Below are 17575 nucleotides of genomic sequence, written 5' to 3'. Positions count from 1 at the left end.
TATCTCCATTATTAATTATGGATTTAATATAATTTATAATTTAAATAATTTATATAATATATTAATAATTCATACAATTAAAAATTCATAAAAATAAAAAAATAAAAATATTTATTAAAAGAAAACTCCTGTAAATGAGAAATAAACCATTATTCCTGCTACTGCAGCTACTGATAACCAGATTAAAGGATTCCATCTAAATATTTTAGCACCATCTAAAATACTGAATGGTATTAAATTGAACAATGCTAAAAACGCATTAATTGAGAAACCAAGCATACTAGTTTCGAACAATATAGTTACCCATTCTGGACTTGCTATTATTGGACTAAATAATCCTGGATTAGTCATTCCTAACCAAAGAGCTACAGCTAAAAATATCAGTGATAATAATATATTTGTTAAAGGTCCAGCTATAGATATTATTCCATTTTCACGGTCAGTCATATACTGGCCATAAATATGAACTGCTCCTGGGGCTGCAAATATAAATCCAAATGCTGAACTAATTAAAGCAACAAATAAACCAGGGGTCCAAGTTTTATATTCTGCCCAATATCCATATCTCATAGCTGTTATCTTATGAGCTATTTCATGAAGTATGAAACCTAAACCAACTCCTACCATAACCATAGGCAATATATTAATCAGTGCTGTAACATCTAAGCGTGAATAAAGTATTGAAAAGGCTAATGATATAACAAAGAATGATATGAATAAGTCTCTTATTTCATTAGAACTAAATTTAAACATGTTATTATCATTGATACTTAAGGGTTATATATTTTTTGTAATTATTATACTACTTTTTTGATTGGATTATATTTTGTTGAATTTAATTATAATTGATATTATTATTAATTTACAAAATTACATCATTTTATAAAAATTTCTTCATATTCATATATATTTATATATTCATAAATATTCTGATATTCAATTAAATTCTTTATATAAAAATATTCATATATATTCAATTATATTCTGATATTTAATTATATTTTTTATATAAAATTTATATATAATCAATGAAATCATAAAATATAATCATTAAAATCCTAAAATACTAATATTATCGATTCCAATATATTAATATGGATAATATTATCAATAAATCAAATGGAGATAAATCAAATAAGTTTAAAAAATCCAGTAAATCCAATGAACATGATGAACCTGAGGAATTTAATGGATTTGCTGAATCTAATGAGATGGATAATTCTAAAAATTCTACAACTTGTGAATTTTCTATTGATAGTAGCTATGGAGATTTAATAGGTGAAACAAAATATTGGGAAATATTTTTGGCTCCTTCTCAAAGATATTTGGGAACTTGTGTTATAAGTTTAAAAAGGGAAGTTGGGGATCTTAAAGACTTAAAAACTGAAGAATGGGATGATTTTGGATATTTAGTTGAAGCTATGGAGTTAGCTAATAAAGAAACATTTAATGCTGATTTATTCAACTGGAGTTGTTTGAAAAATTCAGTTTTTAGAAAGGATAATCCAATGCCACATATTCATTGGCATTTTATTCCTAGATATAAAAATCCTGTTGTTTTTGAAGATTTAGAATTTGATGATCCTGATTTTGGATTCTTTGCAAGAGCTATTACAAAGAAAATCCCTGAAAATGTACGGACTAAGCTAATGAAAATATTAAGTGATCATTTATATTTATAATGTATATCTGTGATGTATATTTGTTGTATATTTGTAAATTATGTTAATTAAAATATTAAAAGATCATTTATATTTATTCAGTTATATTTATTAATCTATATAAGGTGTCTACTTTGAAAAATAATCCTAAAAATTATCTTATTAATGAAAATAATCTGGAAACTAGTAAAACTACTGAAAAAAATGTAGATAATAGAATAAATAATGTATTAAAAATCATGAATAATGAAAGATATGATGGAATGATTATAGCTCAATTCAATAATATAAATTATCTTTCTAATTATAATCCTAGTAGTTTTGCAATTTGTCTTTTAAAAGAAGATCCTATTATTTTTACAACATCTTTGGATAAAGAACTAGCTGAAAACACATCTTATCTACCTGTTAAAGAATTTAAATCTCTTTCGGATTTGAAACAAGTATTTAAAGAAGAAAAACTCAAAAAGATAGGTATTGAAGGAAATCTTCCAATTGCATCATATAAAAAACTTGAATCTGATAAATCAAAAAAAGAAGATTGGGATTTATCTATTGTTGACTTTTTAGAAAAATCTAGAATGGTTAAGTTTCAAGATGAGCTAAATAATATAAAAGACGCAACAAAAATAGCTCATAAATCATTTTTAGAACTAGAAATTCGAGAAAAACAAGAAGAAAAAGTAACTGACTGGGAAATAGCTTATGAACTTGGATATTTAATGAGAAGTAATGGAGCTAGTGAAGAATCATTTGAAACTATTGTAGCTACTGGTCCAAATACATCTCTTCCTCATGCAAGATCTGAAAACAAAGAACTTGGTAATATTGTATTAATGGATTGGGGTAGTAAATATAATGGTTATTGTTCTGATACAAGTCGTACAATGATTGATGATAAAAACGAAAAACAAAAAGAGATTTTTGACATAGTTCTTCAAGCATATAATGGTGCTATAGCTGGAATAAAACCAGGGATAAAAGTCTGTGAAATTGATAAAATAGCTAGATCTATTATTGAGGAGTATGGATATGGGGATAAATTTATTCACTCTACAGGCCATAGTTTAGGTTTAGATATTCATGAAAGTCCTAGTGTTTCCAAAAAAGACCAAACAATTCTAGAAAAAAATATGGTTATAACTATTGAACCTGGAATCTATTTAGAAGGAGAATTTGGTGTTAGAATAGAAGACACTATAATTGTTGGTAAAAATAAAGGAGAAATTATTGGAAACCTCTCATATAATATTTAATAAATATATATTCTGTTTATTTTTGTTTATTTTATTTTTATATATTTTTTCTTCATTTAATAGATAAATGTAGCTATATTATAAGTTATATCATCTTATTTTATTTTTTATATTTTTCATTAACTATTTTCATTATTATTTTACTTGTCAATATTTTTATAGGAAAAAATATATTACAAAATCGATATATTTATATAGGTTTTTATATAAATAAATTGTATAGTAAAAATTGTATTACAATTTTCGAATATATTTGATGATTTTATTGGTATTTTTTTTAGTTCGTTTAACCCAGGTTAAACGATACGTTTTTGGATTTTTAACCTCTTTTTTGAACTTTTTTCATTGAGTTTTACATGTTTTGTGTTTAAAATATATGGAATATTAATACTTTTTTTTATTTTTATAATATTTTTGTATCTATTTTAAATGATTTATTGTTCTCTTTTGATTGTTTTGTAACTTTTTTTCATTTTTAGTACGTTTAACCTGGGTTTAACGAAGTAAATTTATCTTTCTTAAAATAAGAATTTATTAATCATGAAAAAATTAGCCGATATTAAATATTTGTGTAATTTTTTCATGATTATATAAGATTGGATGGAGTTATTATGCAATGATTTTTGAGTAAATGCTCTTTTTTAATGTATAATTATAATGGGAGATAGCTTATGGCGAGTTTTATTGTAATATTATGCATTATAACTGGTTTTAGTATAATCAAAAAAATTTGTAAATGTGATTTATTGAAAAGGATAAATGTGTTTTTATTAAGAATTTTTTAGATAATTATCACCCCATCTCTTAAATTTTTTTTTTAGGGACTACTTTATTCTTTTTTTATCACATTTTTAGAAATTCGAAAAAATTAATCCCTTAATGGGGAGGTGAATAAAATTTTAAAAAATAAGAAAATTATAACCTATACTTTAATCATGGCTAGTATTATTTTATTAGCTGTAATTAGTTTGCAAGCTGGTTTTGCAGCTACTACAAGTATCAATAACACAACTTCTGGTGGAATAAGTGGTGCATTAAGTAGTTCAAACCATGATGACATAATAGAATTGGATGAAGGAACATATGTGGGTAATAACAATACTAACATGACAATTAATAAAAATATAACAATTCAAGGTAAAACTAAAGATAAAGTCATACTCGATGCACAAGGACTATCAAGAATATTTACAATAAATAACAATCTGAATGTGACTTTCATAAATATAACATTCATTAACGGTAACAATACTGGAGATGGTGGAGCGATAGGTAGCTCTTACTTAACTTCAACAGTAATGACATTTACAAACTGTACATTCAGAGATAATCATGGAACTAATAATGGTGGTGCTATTTACAGTGGTGGTGGTACTGTTAATATTAACAATTCTACATTTATCAATAATACTTCAGAACGTAGTGGTGGTGCAGTATACTTTTTCATTGGTAGCGTTTTCAACTCTAACTTTATAAATAACAGTGCTAGTATTGATTCAGGAGCTATTCATTCAATAAATGAAATTTTTGTAGATAATTCTACTTTTGCAGGCAATAATGCGTCGACTGCTGGTGCAATATCTCTTACTAGGGGTAATATTAATAATTCTATTTTTGATAATAATTCTGCTGATGGTGTTGGTGCAGTTTATCTTAAGGGTGTTGATGCAATAATTTTTAATTCAACTTTCACCAATAATAAAGCAAAAAACTCTACAGCTGGAGCAGTGGGTATGACTGGTACTAATAATACTCTCATTAACTGTACATTTCATAATAGTAACGCATATACAGCGGGTGGAGCAGTAGCCCTTGGTGGCATCAATCATAGCATAATTAATTGTACTTTCAATGATAATCATGCAGAATCTGGTGGAGCTATTCGTAGTAGTGCTGGTGCTGATTCTAATATTATTATAGATGGATCTACTTTCATAAATAACTCAGCAACTTTAGGTGCTGCTATCTGTGCTTATGGTACTGTTACTATAATTAATAATAATATTATGGATAATGTTGGTGATGGTATTTATAGTGAGGGTAATTCCATTATAAATAATAATGAGATTATTGATAATAATGGTAAAGGTGTTTTTAATGATGGTAATGCTACTTTGAATGATAATATTATTACGGGTAATACTGGAGGTAATGTTGTTAATAATGGTGATTTATCTGGATTAGGAAATACTATCGATTATCAAACTAATCTAACAATAATTAATACTATTGTTTCAGCTAACAGAGTCACTACAATAGTGAAAGCTATTGATCATTTGGGTAATGTTATTGTTGGTGCAACAATTAATTTCTATGTTAATGGAAAATTAGTAGGATCTGCAATAACCAACAACGAAGGTATTGCACAATTCACTTATACAGCTAATGCAGGATTACAAAACATCGTAGCATTTATGTCTGAATTTAATGGTACAAATGATCTTGCAACTACTACTATTCATCTTGCAGCTAACACCAGCACAAGTGTTAATGTAGTATTAGAAAAGGGTACTGTTATAACTGTTTCTGCACTGATTATTAATGAAGGTAGGAAAACTAACATAAAAGTAACTCTAAAAGACATAAACGGAAATATACTCAAAAACAAGAAAATTTCATTAAAAATTAATGGAAAAACATACACAGCTATAACTAACAACAATGGAATAGCTGTATTTAAGATAGCTGGTTTAAAAGGCGGAAAACACACTTTAATAGCTAAATTTGCAGGAGATAATAACTACAAATCATCGACAACAAAAGCAGTACAGAAAGTCATTTCTAAATCTAATTTAGGAATTGTATCAATCAAAGAATTATCTAATAAAAGATTATCTACATGTAAAGTTACAATAGCTAACAAAGGAAGTTTAAAATCTAAAGCTACTGTTCTATCTCTTTATCATATGAGAAAAGGAGTTAAAATCAAAACCAAATATATCAAAATCAAATCAATAGCTCCAGGAAAGAAAATATCAATAATCGTCAGCTACTTTCCAGACAAAGCAAACCACAGATACTGTATAGCACATTTCCAAGTAGACCCAAAAAACAAAAACAAAGAAATAATATTAGCTAACAACAAAAAATCAATTAGCTTAAAACACTAAAAAACAAAACAATTAAAGGATAAATTAAATCTTTTATCCTTTCTTATATTTTTTTATTTATTATTTTTATTTTTTCTTATTTCCTCTAAAAAACTAATTTTAACTTTTTATAGCTTTTTCTAAAGATTTTTTACAATTGAAATTGAACTGATAGTATGCTATCTTTTATATATAATTTATTTTATATTAATAATTACACTAAGATTACATTGTTTGGTTAGCAAAATTAAAAAATTATCTAAAAAATAATAGTTAAAAATGGCTGAAAATATGGATTTGATAATTTATTACTATGATATAAACAAATAGTAAGACTTTTATTAAAAAATAATCAAAGAATAATATTAGATAATGTATGAGTCATAATACTCAAAATTATCCACATAATAATTATTGGATAAAAATAAGATAAGACCCTACATTCTAATAGCATTCAACGATTATTAGTATGTAAAAAAGAAGTATAAAAACTTATGGGTCTTAGGTGATGAGATCTATGAAAGAAAAAATTAGTTTAGCTTCTTATTTATTTTGGTTAGAAAATAAAACAACTAGAAAAATAGAACAATTAGACAATATCAATCGTGAAAATAAGGATGTATTTGGAGAAAAAATTGAAAATGATTTTCTGAAAATTTTGATTGATTTTTTGAACAATAATAAAGAATTTTCAGACAGCATTAATAAAAAAGATCTGGGTGTAGAAGATGTCTCTTTTGAAGAACGCATTTGCTTTGGAAGAGTTTATTATGGTACTTTTGGAAAGAATTGGAAAGCAAAGCATGTTGAAACTAAAAAAACACAAGATATGGATAAATATACTTCTCCTGAAGAACCATTTTATTATTTGTTTTTAATTCCAAAAAATTCAAATAAAGGAGTAGCATTATTTGAAAAAAAAGGTAGATTAGAAATTAAAGAAACTTTTCAAAGATTTTTATATAGGGAATTGGTTAAAATAGAGTTGAATAATTTGGATTTAAAGTTTGAGGAATTTTTGCCAAAAGAAGTCATTGTTGAATATATAAACAAGGGAAGGATCATGTCTTTAAATTTCTTAAATATCCCATCACATAATAAAAATCAAGAAAATATATTAAATCATCATTTAGATAAAGTAAAGGGAGAAATTTCGTGTTATTTCAAAATAGAAAAAGGATATAGCGATTATGCTAAAAAATTCATGGAAAAGTTAGTTGGTGTTGGTTTGGATGATAAAAATACAGATTTTTTAGGAATAAAAGATATGAATGTGAATAATACAATAGTAGATGTTAAAGTTGGGAAATCAAGAAGGAAGTTTCGTGTGGATGGAGAAGCAACAAAACCATTTATGGATATTACTGATGATATAGATGAAGATGATGGAGGGCACCCTAAATTTGAAGATATTCATGGAATAGCTAAAGATTATGCAATGGAACTAATGAGAATATTTAAAGGAGGATATGAATAATTATGGCGTTTGAAAGAATAACTCCACAGTATATTATTAAAGCACATTTAGATACAATTAGAAACAAGGATACTAATAAACTATATTGTAGCGATATTTTTTTATTATTTATATTGCCTTTAATTATTAGTGTAATTTTGATAGATTTTAATATTTTAATTGAAAAAGAAATGTCAGAAACTTTATTGACAATATTAGCAATTTCAACACCATTGCTTTTTAGTGCTTTAATACTCTTATTCGATATGGCACTAAATATACTTGATAAGAAATTAATAGATAAAGATGTTAAACTTCATGTTATTAATGATACTTTAGATAATATTTCTTTTATTATATTTTTATCAGTGATAATTATAATTATATTGGGGGTGTATTTGTTGCTATGGAATAATTTACATATAAATTCGGATAATATAGGGGATTATAAGTTTTTAATTCAAGTTTTCACATTTTTTACATATTCCTTAATTGGAATGTTTCTCTTAAATTTTTTAATGATATTGAAAAAATCACATATATTAATAGGATCATTTTTTCCACATAATAATGATTAAAATAAGTTAGTAAAAAAATAATAAATCATAAGCTACAAAGGAATGATAATCAAATTAGTAAAAAAAAGAGAAATAAAGTTTTTAAACGAGATAATTATCAATGTAAGCTATGTGGAACAACTAAGAATTTAACTGTTGATCATATAAAACCAAGAGCCAATGGTGGAACTAATGATTTGAATAATTTACAAACATTATGTTGTAGCTGCAATATTAAAAAAGGTATTGAAGAAAAAGATTATACAGATTTTAAAAGACCTTTGATTAATAAAGATTGATTATATATGAATCATATTATAATTAAATTAAAAAAATGTAAATGGTGTGGAAAAGAATTTATTAAAAAACATAATAGGGAAGAATATTGTAGCACAGAACATAGGAAATATGCAAGACAAGAGCAATTGAGAATAAATTCTAGAAAATTTTATCATAAATATAAAGATTTAATGGATGAAGAAATAAAATGGGGTTTAGGGTCTGTTTTTTTATCAGCTCATAGGAATAATAACTTTGTTTCGGAATCATTAGCAATAAAACGTGAAAAACAAAAATTAAATGTTGAATAAATTTTTAATTTTATATTTTTACAGAAATATTAAGTTAATTATTAAGTAATAGTTAACTTAAAAACTAACTCCTGTAAATACTATTCTTGGAGGATGTGTGTATTCGTAAATACTGAATTGAGCATCTAATCCTGCATAAAAATTATCTATAATTCCTTGTACATTTTTTAAAGTTTCATCAAAAGTGTTTAAAAATTGAGCACTATAAACTCCATTAAAGACAAGCCCTAAATAATGGTGACTCTCATGGAAAGCCTGAACAACCCCTACGATTTGAGCAGGTAGAGGATATAAAGTTATACCTAGAATAGCTTTTTGATATTGGAGAGATATATTGAGTGCATTAATAAATTCGGGAGATATCTCATAATTTTCTACAATATCTCCAACCTCTAATCCTTTTTTTTCTATTATTTTTTCAAAGACTTTAAATTCTATATAATTTGCTCCTTTTTCTTTTGTTTTTTCAAATTTCCCCATGTTTTTATCAAATTTCCATGTTTTTCTACTAAACAAACCCATTTTTAATCACCTAACTTTTCAAAATAGTCTTTATAAAAATTATTTAGTACCTAAATAACTGTTAATAATCTTTTTATAGAATTAATTAAATTTTAGAATATCCCAATAATACTAATTATAAAAGTATAAGATAGAATACTTTTCTGTTATTTATATTTTTTTAACTATTTATTTTTTTTCTAATTGATTAGAGTATATATTGAAGTTAGTATTTTAATTAATTTTGTTTAAAATGAAATTTAATAATATTACAAAATGTCCGAAATGCGGTAGCTCCGAGATTGATATAACATATAATCACCAAATCGGACGATTTACTCTAAGTTGTTTTGATTGCAATACTTATCATAAGATAACACCTAAACAAGCTGATATTAAATGTCCTAGATGTGAAAGTAAGAATATTTCTTATGAAGAGATTGAAACTGTTTGTGAAGATTGTGGATTAGTTTTACAAGGAGTTCCTCCTGTTTATGTTGGTTATACTAGAGTTGTTTTTGATTTTGGATTAAAATTATGAGTAGTTCGATGAATAGGAATTAAATATTTATTTTGGCGTGTTTTCAAACTTCGCTTAAATGTTCTATATTCTCCCAAGATTTTTTTATTCATCGAACTACTCATAGCCATATGGTTAAAAATACCTTAATGAATTTAAGTTGTTTGTTTAGTCTTTTTCAATGATAGATTAATGTTTTTGTGGAGATTAACATTAATCTATTTAAAAGACTATTATTATAAATGGTTCGATGGAATGGAGGTTTGATACTTTTTTCCTCTTAAGCCATCGAACTATTTATAGTGATAATTTTATTATTTTTTATTGCAGCTACATTAACTGATATTATATATTTTTTATTTACATAGTATTACTTTTTTAATTGTTCATTTATATATAAAAAATAAAATGTCTGTGTTTTTGTCTGAATAGTAATACTTTTTATTATTTTTTATGAGGTGTTTTTAAATGGATTTAATATTAATTGTAATAGCTAGTGTAATAGCTATATTAGTGAGGATTTGGATTGAAAAAGGATATATAATGCCTAAAATATATGTTAAAGATGGAGTTACTTATTTTCAACTTAATATTATAGGAACTGTATTCACTGCTTTAATATCGGTTTTTGTTTTATATCAAGCTCAGCCTGAATTATTTGGTACTTTTTTAGGAGCTTTAATAACTGCTTATACAATACATTTATTAGATAATGTTGTGACTAAAGCTATTCCTAATAGTGAGGGTGAAGATGAAACATGATAACTCCACATTAGAACCATTAACAACATTAATACCTTATAGAAGGAGGGTTTGGATTACAGGATTCCTAAAAACAACAATCAACAGTGGCCTTATAGCTACTGGAATAGTAAGCATATTTGCAGGAATAATTGACCACCCCCTATTAAGAGGTTATCATGAAATTGGAATAATAGTAGGATCAGTAGCAATAGGATTAGCTATTATAATTATATATTTTATTGATTATTATGATGAAAAGAAAAAGAAAGAGGAATTAAATATTATTGATACTAAGATAGAAAAAAAAGCTAAAGAAGTAGCTCGTGAATTAGTTGATAATGAATTAGAAAAAATATTAGAAGAATGTAAATAAAAAAATTTAAATGATGATATAAATTATAAAAATATTATTTTTTTGTTTTCATGATTAGGGGTAATTTAGGGTTGTAATAATATTATTGTAATTTAATCATTCCAAATAAAAGGGATGAATTAAAATGCAAACTAATCATGTATTTAAAAAAATAAATGAAATAAAAGAAAAAGTTAATGAGATCAATGATTATTGTAAAAATAAAGAATATTATAATGGTATCAGACAAGCAAAAATCGACCAAGTAATAGAAGAAATATGAGATATTGACAAGGATCAAAAAGAAGCATTAAAAATACTATTAGCAGATAGTGAAAATAGGGAAAATAATCTTGAAAATAGAATATCAAATAATGAAAAAGATATAATTGATCTAAAACTAGCTATTGTTGAAATTCCAAATAACATAATTAACAAAGTAGCTATAAATTACTAGCTATATTTGGAACAGGAATAACTATAATTGTTAGCCTAATTATTTATTTTAATGATATTATAATATTTTTAATGAGTATACCTAAATAAAAAAATGAAAAATTGTAGGATTTAAGTCCTACAATTTCCATCTCTTTGTTTGGTTCTGCATTCATTATGTAATTCACCACTAGTTGGTTTACTAGTTCTTGAATCATAATTACTAGTAGGCCACTGACTACAATTCCTACACCAATGCCAAGTATCTGATCCTTTTCGTTTACGATATTCGACCATGTTTTTTCCACCTCCTTATATTTATAATAATTATCTATTCTTTTATATTATTTACATATTTACATTTCTTTCGAATCATATTAACATTTATAATAAATTATAATTTTTTAATATAAAATGATTTTATTACAATTAAAATTTTTTTGGATTAGGGGGTTTAAAAAAATAGGGTTGTAATATAATTATATTGTAATTAAAATCATTTCCAATAACATAAAGGGAATGATTAAAATGCAAACAAACCATGTATTTATAAAAATAAATAAAATAAAATCACATCCAAAGAATCCAAAAAAGCATTCCAAAGAACAAATCAGAGGAATAGCTAAATTAATCGATGAACTTGGATGGGGTAGATCAATAGTAATCAGTAAAGACAATTATATATTAGCAGGTCATGGAGCTGTAAAAGCAGCACAACTATTAAAATTAGATGAAGTACCATATTTAGTAATGAATTGGAATCATGCCGATCCTGAAGCTATTGCTTATATGTTAGCTGATAATAAAAGTGCTGAGGAATCCGAATGGGATAAATTATTACTATATGCAAATATTGAAAAATTAGATAATAGTCATTTGGATATTAATTTATCAAGATTTCAAGCTGAAGAAGTAGAAGAATTAAAAACTGAATTAAATTCTCTTGAAGATTCTAAAACAGAAATAACTGAAGATGATTATGATATTGATAAAGAAATAGAATCAATAGTAAAACCAGGAGATATTTGGCAATTAGGTGAGCATTTATTATTATGTGGAGATTCTGAAGATAAAAAATCTCTAGATAAATTAATAACTAAAAATCAGATGGATTTGTTAATAACTGACCCACCTTATAATGTTGATTATGTTGGAAAAACTGAAGATGCATTAACTATTTCTAATGATAATAAATCAGATAGTGAATTTAGAATCTTCTTATATAATACTATTAAAAATGCAAAAAATGTTTTAAAACCAGGAAGAGTTTTTTATATTTGGCATGCTGATACAGAAGGACATAATTTCAGAGGAGCATGTCAAGATAATGAATTGAAAGTGAGATAATGTTTAATTTGGAATAAAAATAGTATGATATTAGGTAGACAAGATTATCATTGGAAACATGAACCTTGTTTATATGGTTGGAAAGATGGAGCTCCTCATTTTTGGAATAGTAATAGAAAACAAACAACTATTCTAGATTTTGAAAAACCTATTAAGAATTCAGAAAATCCAACAATGAAACCTGTATCATTGATAGCTTATTTAATTCAAAACAGCTCACAAAAAGGTCAAAAGGTCCTTGATTTATTTGGAGGTTCAGGAACTACTTTAATTGCATGTGAGCAATTACAAAGAAAATGTTATATGATGGAATTAGATCCTCATTATTGTGATGTAATAATTAATAGATGGGAAGAATTCGCAAAACAAAAAGCAGTGAAAATCAATTAAAAAACAATGCTAAATGTGTTGTTAATAATGGTTGATTATACTGAAATAATAAAAGACAATAAAACCTACCTATCACATTTACACACAGTACTAAACCAAGAAAAAAAGAATGAAATAAAATTATCTCCAAATGAAAAAGTTACTATCATAAAAGAAGCTAGAGCTATTCAAAAAGATATAATAAAATATGAAAGATATAATAAATAATTATATTAATTTAATTATTTTTAAAATATTTTCATCATAGATATGATTTCTCAAATTAGCCTCGCATTGATGAGGTATGAAAAAACCTTCAGGTTTTCTTCTCACTTCTAAAAAATCCCGTAAAAGCAAATGAGTATAAATATCATCAACAAGAATTATATATCCTTCTGCTTTATGAGTATAATACTTATTAAATCCAATTAAAATTTCTTGTTCAAGTCTAGTTTCAAGCTTTCTATCGATAATAGCAAATCCATCCATAGATAAAATTTCTCGGCTTATTTCTCTACTATTTGTATGTTCAATTTCTTCAAAATCTGTCTGATTGCTATGTGCAAGTAACTATTTAACAATGAATTCATCTCTATCAGATAATAATTGATATAAAACTTTTCTTATATCACGAATATTGTTTCTATCAAAATCCAAATGTGTTTCATAATTATAATGTTCAGAACTTTGACGAATGTCTCCACGATACTTAAATTTAAGCTCATCAACAGTTATTACTGCATTGAAAAATTCAATAATATTATCTCTGATTTTTTCACATTCATCATTTTCAACATTTATTCTGATATTTTCACATATTTCATTTAATCTTTCTGACATAATGTCTCCTCTTTAATTTATTATTATAGTTAAATTTAATATTTTTAAATTAATTAAATTTTTCAATAAAAATAAAAAAAGTTTAATTTTTAACAGAAAATTCCTGAAACTAATTCAATAAAACAATGAAATAATTCAGCAAAGACTATTGAAAACATACTTTTCATAATTCCATTTCGAAAATTATTTTTTTCTTTCATTTATAATCACATCCTGTAAATTGTGTAAGATGAAAATTCATCCTCATAAGAATGTAAAGTTAATAAAATTTCCAAAATAGTTAATTTAATTTCTTACAGTTTCTTACAGTTTTTTTCATATTTCTTACAGTTTCTTACATATTAAAATTATTTCTAAAAAGGTGTTAATAATGTTTAGTAGGCCTAATGCTGTTTTATAATCACCATATCGGGCAGAAATTGAGACATTTATAAGAGAGGGTAAACCTAACACTTTTATTGCTCAATGGTTGAAAAATAAAGAAGCTCATATTTCTGCTCATACTATTGGTAAATATAAGAAAAATGATTTTAATATTCAAGCTGAAGCTATTGAAAAATACAATGAAGAGAAAAGTAAAGAAACCCAAATTATGTTATTGTTTCTGGAACTAAAATTAAATCTACTACTTCTAAAGCTAAAAAACCAACTTTATGGTTAGCTATTGAAGATGCTTTATGTGGAAAATTCAATAATATGGATGAATTTTATGAATTATTAATGAAAAAAATATATAAATATTATTATAATGATTTATACCCTCAAAAACAAGCTATTAAAAGACTTAAACTTAACCTTGGTTTGAATTGTGCTGATATTTCACAAATAGCTTTTGCTGTTGCAGTAATGCTAAAATTAGATCCAATTTATTGGAGAGGTAAATTTAAATGTGGAGGCCATATATGGATCACTCTCAAAAATAGTAATTATAATAAAAATGTTTTTGATGGTGCAGCTGCATTCAAAGGTATTGAACAAGGACAATATCTATGTAGTGGAACACCGGTTGAATTAGTTAAGAATCCAGAATGGCTCAAAGTTGATGATGGAAAAATGTAATATTCTTCCATGATTTGAGTACTAGAAAATAGGAAAAATGAGAAGAACAAAAAATAATATACGATGCAAAAATTACATCAAGTGTTCCTAGTAGATATACAATATTAACCCCTCATGCAACTTCGGTTGTTTTGAGGGGATTTTTTTTATTTAAATTTGTCAAGGTAAGGATCTGCTATCCCATGAACCTCATTTTGCCACATAAAGAAATCCCTATAATTCGGATATTTCATTATAATATAAAATATTTCATCTGAATCTTTATTACCATCAAGCTTGTCTAAATGAGGACTATCTAATTTTTTTAATCCATTATCTATCATCCCATATGTTAAAAAAGAATTATATGCAAAAATCCCAAATAAAGTTATTTTTAACTTTTCTGTGCATGGGCGTTCGTTGTAATCTTCTATCATGTAATTTATAGTTTTAATAGTTCTTTCTAGATGGAAGAAATCAACATAGTTGTCAGATTCGAAATTATGTTTAAGTATATATTGGTGTATGAAAGGATTTGGCTTTGCAATAGGTCTACATTTTAAACAAAGTTCATTCCTAGGATTACATGACCAACAATTAATTTTGAATTCTAATGCAATATCTTCTAAATATGTAATTATATATTTTTCTAAAGATTCTTGCCTTTCACTATATTCTTTTTCTTTTTCTTTTTTTAATAAGATTTTTTCTTGATGTTTATTGAATATTTTAAAATATAATTGTAAAGTAAATACAAAAGTTGAAGAGAATAATATAAAAATAGCATCCAATATGCTTGGAATTTCGCTACGGAAAATTATGAAAATAATACTAGTAATATATGTTATAATTAAAGAAGAAATTACTAGGTTTCTATATACTGTATCGAAGTTATTTACATTCCTTTTTAATTCATATTTATTAAATATTTCTTTTGAAGCATAAAAAGTTATTATACTTCCTATTAAAATGAAAACAAATGTTATGAAAAATTTATTTGTTATTATATTAGTTATTATATTATTCATAATTTCATATATTGTTATAATGATTATATTAATTTTTTTACAATAATCTTTGACTGTTTAATTAAAAATTATCATTCATATCTAGACATAAATTAGTTTAACAAATGCAAAATTAGTTATTTTACTTTTATAAAACTATATTTTACTTATTTTTTTAGTATTTTTTTAAAAAAAATTTTTCAAATCCTTATAAATTTTTGATGTAAGGATAAATATCACCATATTAGATAAATATTTAGCTATCACAACAATATTTGTCTTTAAAATGAATAATATTTATTAAATACTTCTATTAATACTATAATTAGTAATATTAGTCAATTTTCATTAATAAATTCTAATAATCATTGTTTTCAATGATTTATTAGCTATACTATTAATTAAATTGATTTGTGACTATGTTTTATGGTGTTAGTATGGAATCAAATGAATTAATAATTTTTATTTCAGCTTTTATTGAGAAAAGAATTCCAGAAAAGTATTTGACAAATTTTCAAGAGATTTTATTGGTAAGTGGAATATTCACAGTAGCTTCAGAACTTTTAGCAATTATAATAATTGCTATTATCATTTTATCTTTTCTATCATTATTATTTTCGATTTTATTTTCTTTTAATATCTTTCTATGTGTTTTATTTGCATTTTTCATTCCTCCAGGAATTTTAATTGGAGTAATAATAATTAAATCTGAGAAAAGATCTGAAAAAATTGAAAATGCAAGTCCTGACTTTTTACGGCAACTTGCATCGATGTTAAGAGTAGGTCTGAGTTTTGAAAATGCAATGGAAGATTTATCAAGATATGGTTCAGGTCCTCTATATGATGAAATTAAAAGAGCTGTAATTGAAATAAAGATGGGTAGGGAATTTAATGAAAGTATCATAGCTATGGTCAAAAGACTAAAATCTAAAAATCTTGAGCGAACTTTTAAGATAATTCTTGAAGCTCGAAAAAGTGGAGGGAGTTTAGCTGATATAATCGATGATATATCTAATGACTTGAGAGCTATTATAATGTTAAAAAGAGAAAGAAGATCCAGTGTTATGATGGCGGTTATGTTTTTGGTGATTTCAGCTGTTATTGCAGCTCCTTTTGCTCTTGGTATGACTGGTATTTATTCTTCCTTTATGACAAGTCTTGGAAAAGGAAGTGAATTGGTTGAAACATCAAATATAGCTGCTGGTGCTTATATCATCATTCATTCAATATTAGCAAGCCTTATTATTGGTTTGGTTATGTATGGTGACTTTAAGAAAGGAATTAAATTTTCTATTCCATTAACTATTTCTGCATATGGTGTATTTTACATAGTAAGTAATTTTGGGTCTGCATTTTTGAATTTTTAAATTATTAGATTTAAAAAATTAAAAATTAAAAATTAAATTATTAGAGATTGGGGATTAAAGGTTAGAAATTAGAGATTAGGGACTAGGGGTTAAATTTTAGGAATTAGGGATTAAAAATTAGAAATTAATGGTTAATGGGATGTTAATAATGTTTTTAGCTAAATATTTAGATGATAAAGGTCAAGCAAGTGCTGAGATGATTCTTCTAATTGGGGGAATGATTGTAATTGTTTTAATAGCTATCTATTTTTACAAAGATTATCTTTTAGGAATTGGAGAAGAAATGAATTCTACTGAGATAGCTAAAATTAATCAATCTATTGAAAATATTTCTTCTAAATTTGATTAAAAATATTCTAAATTTAATTAAAAATTTCATATAAAAAATGTTGATGTTAAAAATACCAACAACTTTTTATGATATAAAAAATATAGTAGTGATATAA

24 protein-coding genes are annotated in these 17575 nt (G+C 25.0%); 17 read left to right on the top strand and 7 right to left on the bottom strand.

Annotated elements, in window-relative coordinates:
• Positions 1 to 114: 114 nt before the first annotated feature.
• Complete coding sequence (locus KQY27_RS00280; protein ID WP_224424579.1) at positions 115 to 753, bottom strand: site-2 protease family protein; 639 nt, start codon at positions 751 to 753, stop codon at positions 115 to 117.
• A gap of 341 nt (positions 754 to 1094) precedes the next feature.
• Here KQY27_RS00280 and KQY27_RS00275 point away from each other — a divergent pair, with 341 nt between their 5' ends.
• The 7 genes from KQY27_RS00275 (at position 1095) to KQY27_RS00245 (ending at position 8609) form a co-directional block, all read left to right on the top strand.
• Complete coding sequence (locus tag KQY27_RS00275) at positions 1095 to 1682, top strand: HIT family protein (protein ID WP_224424578.1); 588 nt, start codon at positions 1095 to 1097, stop codon at positions 1680 to 1682.
• 197 nt (positions 1683 to 1879) lie between these two features.
• Positions 1880 to 2917, top strand: a complete 1038-nt coding sequence (locus KQY27_RS00270; protein WP_342765731.1) for an aminopeptidase P family protein — start codon at positions 1880 to 1882, stop codon at positions 2915 to 2917.
• A gap of 887 nt (positions 2918 to 3804) precedes the next feature.
• Positions 3805 to 6027: an Ig-like domain-containing protein gene (locus KQY27_RS00265; protein WP_224424576.1), complete on the top strand. Its 2223-nt coding sequence runs from the start codon at positions 3805 to 3807 to the stop codon at positions 6025 to 6027.
• A 496-nt stretch (positions 6028 to 6523) separates the two neighbouring features.
• Complete coding sequence (locus KQY27_RS00260) at positions 6524 to 7483, top strand: hypothetical protein (RefSeq protein ID WP_224424575.1); 960 nt, start codon at positions 6524 to 6526, stop codon at positions 7481 to 7483.
• Between the two features lie 2 nt (positions 7484 to 7485).
• The gene (locus KQY27_RS00255) at positions 7486 to 8040 is read left to right on the top strand and encodes a hypothetical protein (protein WP_224424574.1); all 555 of its coding nucleotides are present in this window, start codon (positions 7486 to 7488) and stop codon (positions 8038 to 8040) included.
• Positions 8041 to 8057: 17 nt separating this feature from the next.
• Positions 8058 to 8318: an HNH endonuclease gene (locus KQY27_RS09305; protein WP_342765730.1), complete on the top strand. Its 261-nt coding sequence runs from the start codon at positions 8058 to 8060 to the stop codon at positions 8316 to 8318.
• A 6-nt stretch (positions 8319 to 8324) separates the two neighbouring features.
• Positions 8325 to 8609: a hypothetical protein gene (locus KQY27_RS00245; RefSeq protein WP_224424573.1), complete on the top strand. Its 285-nt coding sequence runs from the start codon at positions 8325 to 8327 to the stop codon at positions 8607 to 8609.
• Positions 8610 to 8666: 57 nt separating this feature from the next.
• On the opposite strand, the gene KQY27_RS00240 is transcribed toward KQY27_RS00245, so the two are convergent.
• Positions 8667 to 9131 carry a hypothetical protein gene (locus tag KQY27_RS00240; RefSeq protein WP_224424572.1) on the bottom strand — a complete coding sequence of 155 codons (465 nt, stop codon included), beginning with the start codon at positions 9129 to 9131 and terminating at the stop codon, positions 8667 to 8669.
• Positions 9132 to 9363: 232 nt separating this feature from the next.
• On the opposite strand from KQY27_RS00240, the gene KQY27_RS00235 reads away from it, so the two are divergent.
• The 4 genes from KQY27_RS00235 to KQY27_RS00220 all read left to right on the top strand — a co-directional run bounded on the left by KQY27_RS00235 (position 9364) and on the right by KQY27_RS00220 (position 11009).
• The gene (locus KQY27_RS00235) at positions 9364 to 9651 is read left to right on the top strand and encodes a TFIIB-type zinc ribbon-containing protein (RefSeq protein ID WP_224424571.1); all 288 of its coding nucleotides are present in this window, start codon (positions 9364 to 9366) and stop codon (positions 9649 to 9651) included.
• Positions 9652 to 10098: 447 nt separating this feature from the next.
• Entirely contained in the window at positions 10099 to 10392 is a 294-nt protein-coding gene (locus tag KQY27_RS00230) for a hypothetical protein (protein WP_224424570.1), read from the top strand.
• Positions 10382 to 10747: a hypothetical protein gene (locus tag KQY27_RS00225; RefSeq protein WP_224424569.1), complete on the top strand. Its 366-nt coding sequence runs from the start codon at positions 10382 to 10384 to the stop codon at positions 10745 to 10747. The genes KQY27_RS00230 and KQY27_RS00225 overlap by 11 nt, the downstream gene beginning before the upstream one ends.
• A gap of 124 nt (positions 10748 to 10871) precedes the next feature.
• Positions 10872 to 11009: a hypothetical protein gene (locus KQY27_RS00220; protein ID WP_224424568.1), complete on the top strand. Its 138-nt coding sequence runs from the start codon at positions 10872 to 10874 to the stop codon at positions 11007 to 11009.
• A gap of 14 nt (positions 11010 to 11023) precedes the next feature.
• Here the strand turns inward: KQY27_RS00220 and KQY27_RS09185 are convergent, their stop codons facing one another.
• Both KQY27_RS09185 and KQY27_RS00215 read right to left on the bottom strand, forming a co-directional pair.
• Positions 11024 to 11155 (bottom strand): hypothetical protein, encoded by a 132-nt coding sequence (locus KQY27_RS09185; RefSeq protein WP_255596570.1) that lies wholly within the window; start codon positions 11153 to 11155, stop codon positions 11024 to 11026.
• A 138-nt stretch (positions 11156 to 11293) separates the two neighbouring features.
• Positions 11294 to 11458 (bottom strand): hypothetical protein, encoded by a 165-nt coding sequence (locus KQY27_RS00215; protein WP_224424567.1) that lies wholly within the window; start codon positions 11456 to 11458, stop codon positions 11294 to 11296.
• Between the two features lie 222 nt (positions 11459 to 11680).
• Between KQY27_RS00215 and KQY27_RS00210 the strand changes: the two genes are divergently transcribed.
• From KQY27_RS00210 to KQY27_RS00200, 3 genes are read left to right on the top strand one after another with little or no spacing between them, the layout of a single operon-like run.
• On the top strand, positions 11681 to 12508 hold the full coding sequence (locus tag KQY27_RS00210; protein ID WP_224424566.1) for a ParB N-terminal domain-containing protein: 828 nt from the start codon (positions 11681 to 11683) through the stop codon (positions 12506 to 12508).
• 24 nt (positions 12509 to 12532) lie between these two features.
• Positions 12533 to 12898 carry a DNA methyltransferase gene (locus tag KQY27_RS00205; protein ID WP_224424565.1) on the top strand — a complete coding sequence of 122 codons (366 nt, stop codon included), beginning with the start codon at positions 12533 to 12535 and terminating at the stop codon, positions 12896 to 12898.
• Positions 12899 to 12925: 27 nt separating this feature from the next.
• Positions 12926 to 13105 carry a hypothetical protein gene (locus KQY27_RS00200; RefSeq protein WP_224424564.1) on the top strand — a complete coding sequence of 60 codons (180 nt, stop codon included), beginning with the start codon at positions 12926 to 12928 and terminating at the stop codon, positions 13103 to 13105.
• Here KQY27_RS00200 and KQY27_RS00195 read toward each other — a convergent pair whose 3' ends face one another.
• Together KQY27_RS00195 and KQY27_RS00190 are read right to left on the bottom strand one after the other, a co-directional pair.
• Positions 13106 to 13366: a hypothetical protein gene (locus KQY27_RS00195; protein ID WP_224424563.1), complete on the bottom strand. Its 261-nt coding sequence runs from the start codon at positions 13364 to 13366 to the stop codon at positions 13106 to 13108.
• An 81-nt stretch (positions 13367 to 13447) separates the two neighbouring features.
• Complete coding sequence (locus KQY27_RS00190) at positions 13448 to 13717, bottom strand: hypothetical protein (RefSeq protein ID WP_224424562.1); 270 nt, start codon at positions 13715 to 13717, stop codon at positions 13448 to 13450.
• A 720-nt stretch (positions 13718 to 14437) separates the two neighbouring features.
• Between KQY27_RS00190 and KQY27_RS00185 the strand changes: the two genes are divergently transcribed.
• Entirely contained in the window at positions 14438 to 14776 is a 339-nt protein-coding gene (locus KQY27_RS00185; protein WP_255596569.1) for a hypothetical protein, read from the top strand.
• Between the two features lie 146 nt (positions 14777 to 14922).
• On the opposite strand, the gene KQY27_RS00180 is transcribed toward KQY27_RS00185, so the two are convergent.
• The gene (locus KQY27_RS00180; protein WP_224424561.1) at positions 14923 to 15783 is read right to left on the bottom strand and encodes a hypothetical protein; all 861 of its coding nucleotides are present in this window, start codon (positions 15781 to 15783) and stop codon (positions 14923 to 14925) included.
• Positions 15784 to 16199: 416 nt separating this feature from the next.
• Between KQY27_RS00180 and KQY27_RS00175 the strand changes: the two genes are divergently transcribed.
• A complete protein-coding gene (locus KQY27_RS00175; protein WP_224424560.1) occupies positions 16200 to 17129 on the top strand; it encodes a type II secretion system F family protein in 930 nt (309 codons plus the stop codon).
• A 148-nt stretch (positions 17130 to 17277) separates the two neighbouring features.
• A complete protein-coding gene (locus KQY27_RS00170; protein WP_224424559.1) occupies positions 17278 to 17478 on the top strand; it encodes a class III signal peptide-containing protein in 201 nt (66 codons plus the stop codon).
• Positions 17479 to 17575: the final 97 nt, after the last annotated feature.

This window comes from Methanobrevibacter sp. TMH8 (assembly GCF_020148105.1).
Taxonomy (GTDB): Archaea; Methanobacteriota; Methanobacteria; order Methanobacteriales; family Methanobacteriaceae; genus Methanobinarius.
Note: the sequence above shows the minus strand (reverse complement) of the source record. Positions and strands in the feature narration are given on the sequence as shown.

Excerpts from the sequence above, each read along its gene's own strand:
- KQY27_RS00175 (WP_224424560.1), top strand. The coding sequence starts at position 16,200 with ATGGAATCAAATGAATTAATAATTTTTATTTCAGCTTTTATTGAGAAA.
- KQY27_RS00220 (WP_224424568.1), top strand. The coding sequence starts at position 10,872 with ATGCAAACTAATCATGTATTTAAAAAAATAAATGAAATAAAAGAAAAA.
- KQY27_RS00240 (WP_224424572.1), bottom strand. The coding sequence starts at position 9,131 with ATGGGTTTGTTTAGTAGAAAAACATGGAAATTTGATAAAAACATGGGG.
- KQY27_RS00275 (WP_224424578.1), top strand. The coding sequence starts at position 1,095 with ATGGATAATATTATCAATAAATCAAATGGAGATAAATCAAATAAGTTT.
- KQY27_RS00215 (WP_224424567.1), bottom strand. The coding sequence starts at position 11,458 with ATGGTCGAATATCGTAAACGAAAAGGATCAGATACTTGGCATTGGTGT.
- KQY27_RS00230 (WP_224424570.1), top strand. The coding sequence starts at position 10,099 with ATGGATTTAATATTAATTGTAATAGCTAGTGTAATAGCTATATTAGTG.
- KQY27_RS00205 (WP_224424565.1), top strand. The coding sequence starts at position 12,533 with ATGATATTAGGTAGACAAGATTATCATTGGAAACATGAACCTTGTTTA.
- KQY27_RS00225 (WP_224424569.1), top strand. The coding sequence starts at position 10,382 with ATGAAACATGATAACTCCACATTAGAACCATTAACAACATTAATACCT.
- KQY27_RS00170 (WP_224424559.1), top strand. The coding sequence starts at position 17,278 with ATGTTTTTAGCTAAATATTTAGATGATAAAGGTCAAGCAAGTGCTGAG.
- KQY27_RS00260 (WP_224424575.1), top strand. The coding sequence starts at position 6,524 with ATGAAAGAAAAAATTAGTTTAGCTTCTTATTTATTTTGGTTAGAAAAT.
- KQY27_RS00235 (WP_224424571.1), top strand. The coding sequence starts at position 9,364 with ATGAAATTTAATAATATTACAAAATGTCCGAAATGCGGTAGCTCCGAG.
- KQY27_RS00210 (WP_224424566.1), top strand. The coding sequence starts at position 11,681 with ATGATTAAAATGCAAACAAACCATGTATTTATAAAAATAAATAAAATA.
- KQY27_RS00280 (WP_224424579.1), bottom strand. The coding sequence starts at position 753 with ATGTTTAAATTTAGTTCTAATGAAATAAGAGACTTATTCATATCATTC.
- KQY27_RS00190 (WP_224424562.1), bottom strand. The coding sequence starts at position 13,717 with ATGTCAGAAAGATTAAATGAAATATGTGAAAATATCAGAATAAATGTT.
- KQY27_RS00255 (WP_224424574.1), top strand. The coding sequence starts at position 7,486 with ATGGCGTTTGAAAGAATAACTCCACAGTATATTATTAAAGCACATTTA.
- KQY27_RS00245 (WP_224424573.1), top strand. The coding sequence starts at position 8,325 with ATGAATCATATTATAATTAAATTAAAAAAATGTAAATGGTGTGGAAAA.
- KQY27_RS00195 (WP_224424563.1), bottom strand. The coding sequence starts at position 13,366 with ATGGATGGATTTGCTATTATCGATAGAAAGCTTGAAACTAGACTTGAA.
- KQY27_RS00180 (WP_224424561.1), bottom strand. The coding sequence starts at position 15,783 with ATGAATAATATAATAACTAATATAATAACAAATAAATTTTTCATAACA.
- KQY27_RS00185 (WP_255596569.1), top strand. The coding sequence starts at position 14,438 with ATGAAAAAAATATATAAATATTATTATAATGATTTATACCCTCAAAAA.
- KQY27_RS09185 (WP_255596570.1), bottom strand. The coding sequence starts at position 11,155 with ATGTTATTTGGAATTTCAACAATAGCTAGTTTTAGATCAATTATATCT.
- KQY27_RS00200 (WP_224424564.1), top strand. The coding sequence starts at position 12,926 with ATGGTTGATTATACTGAAATAATAAAAGACAATAAAACCTACCTATCA.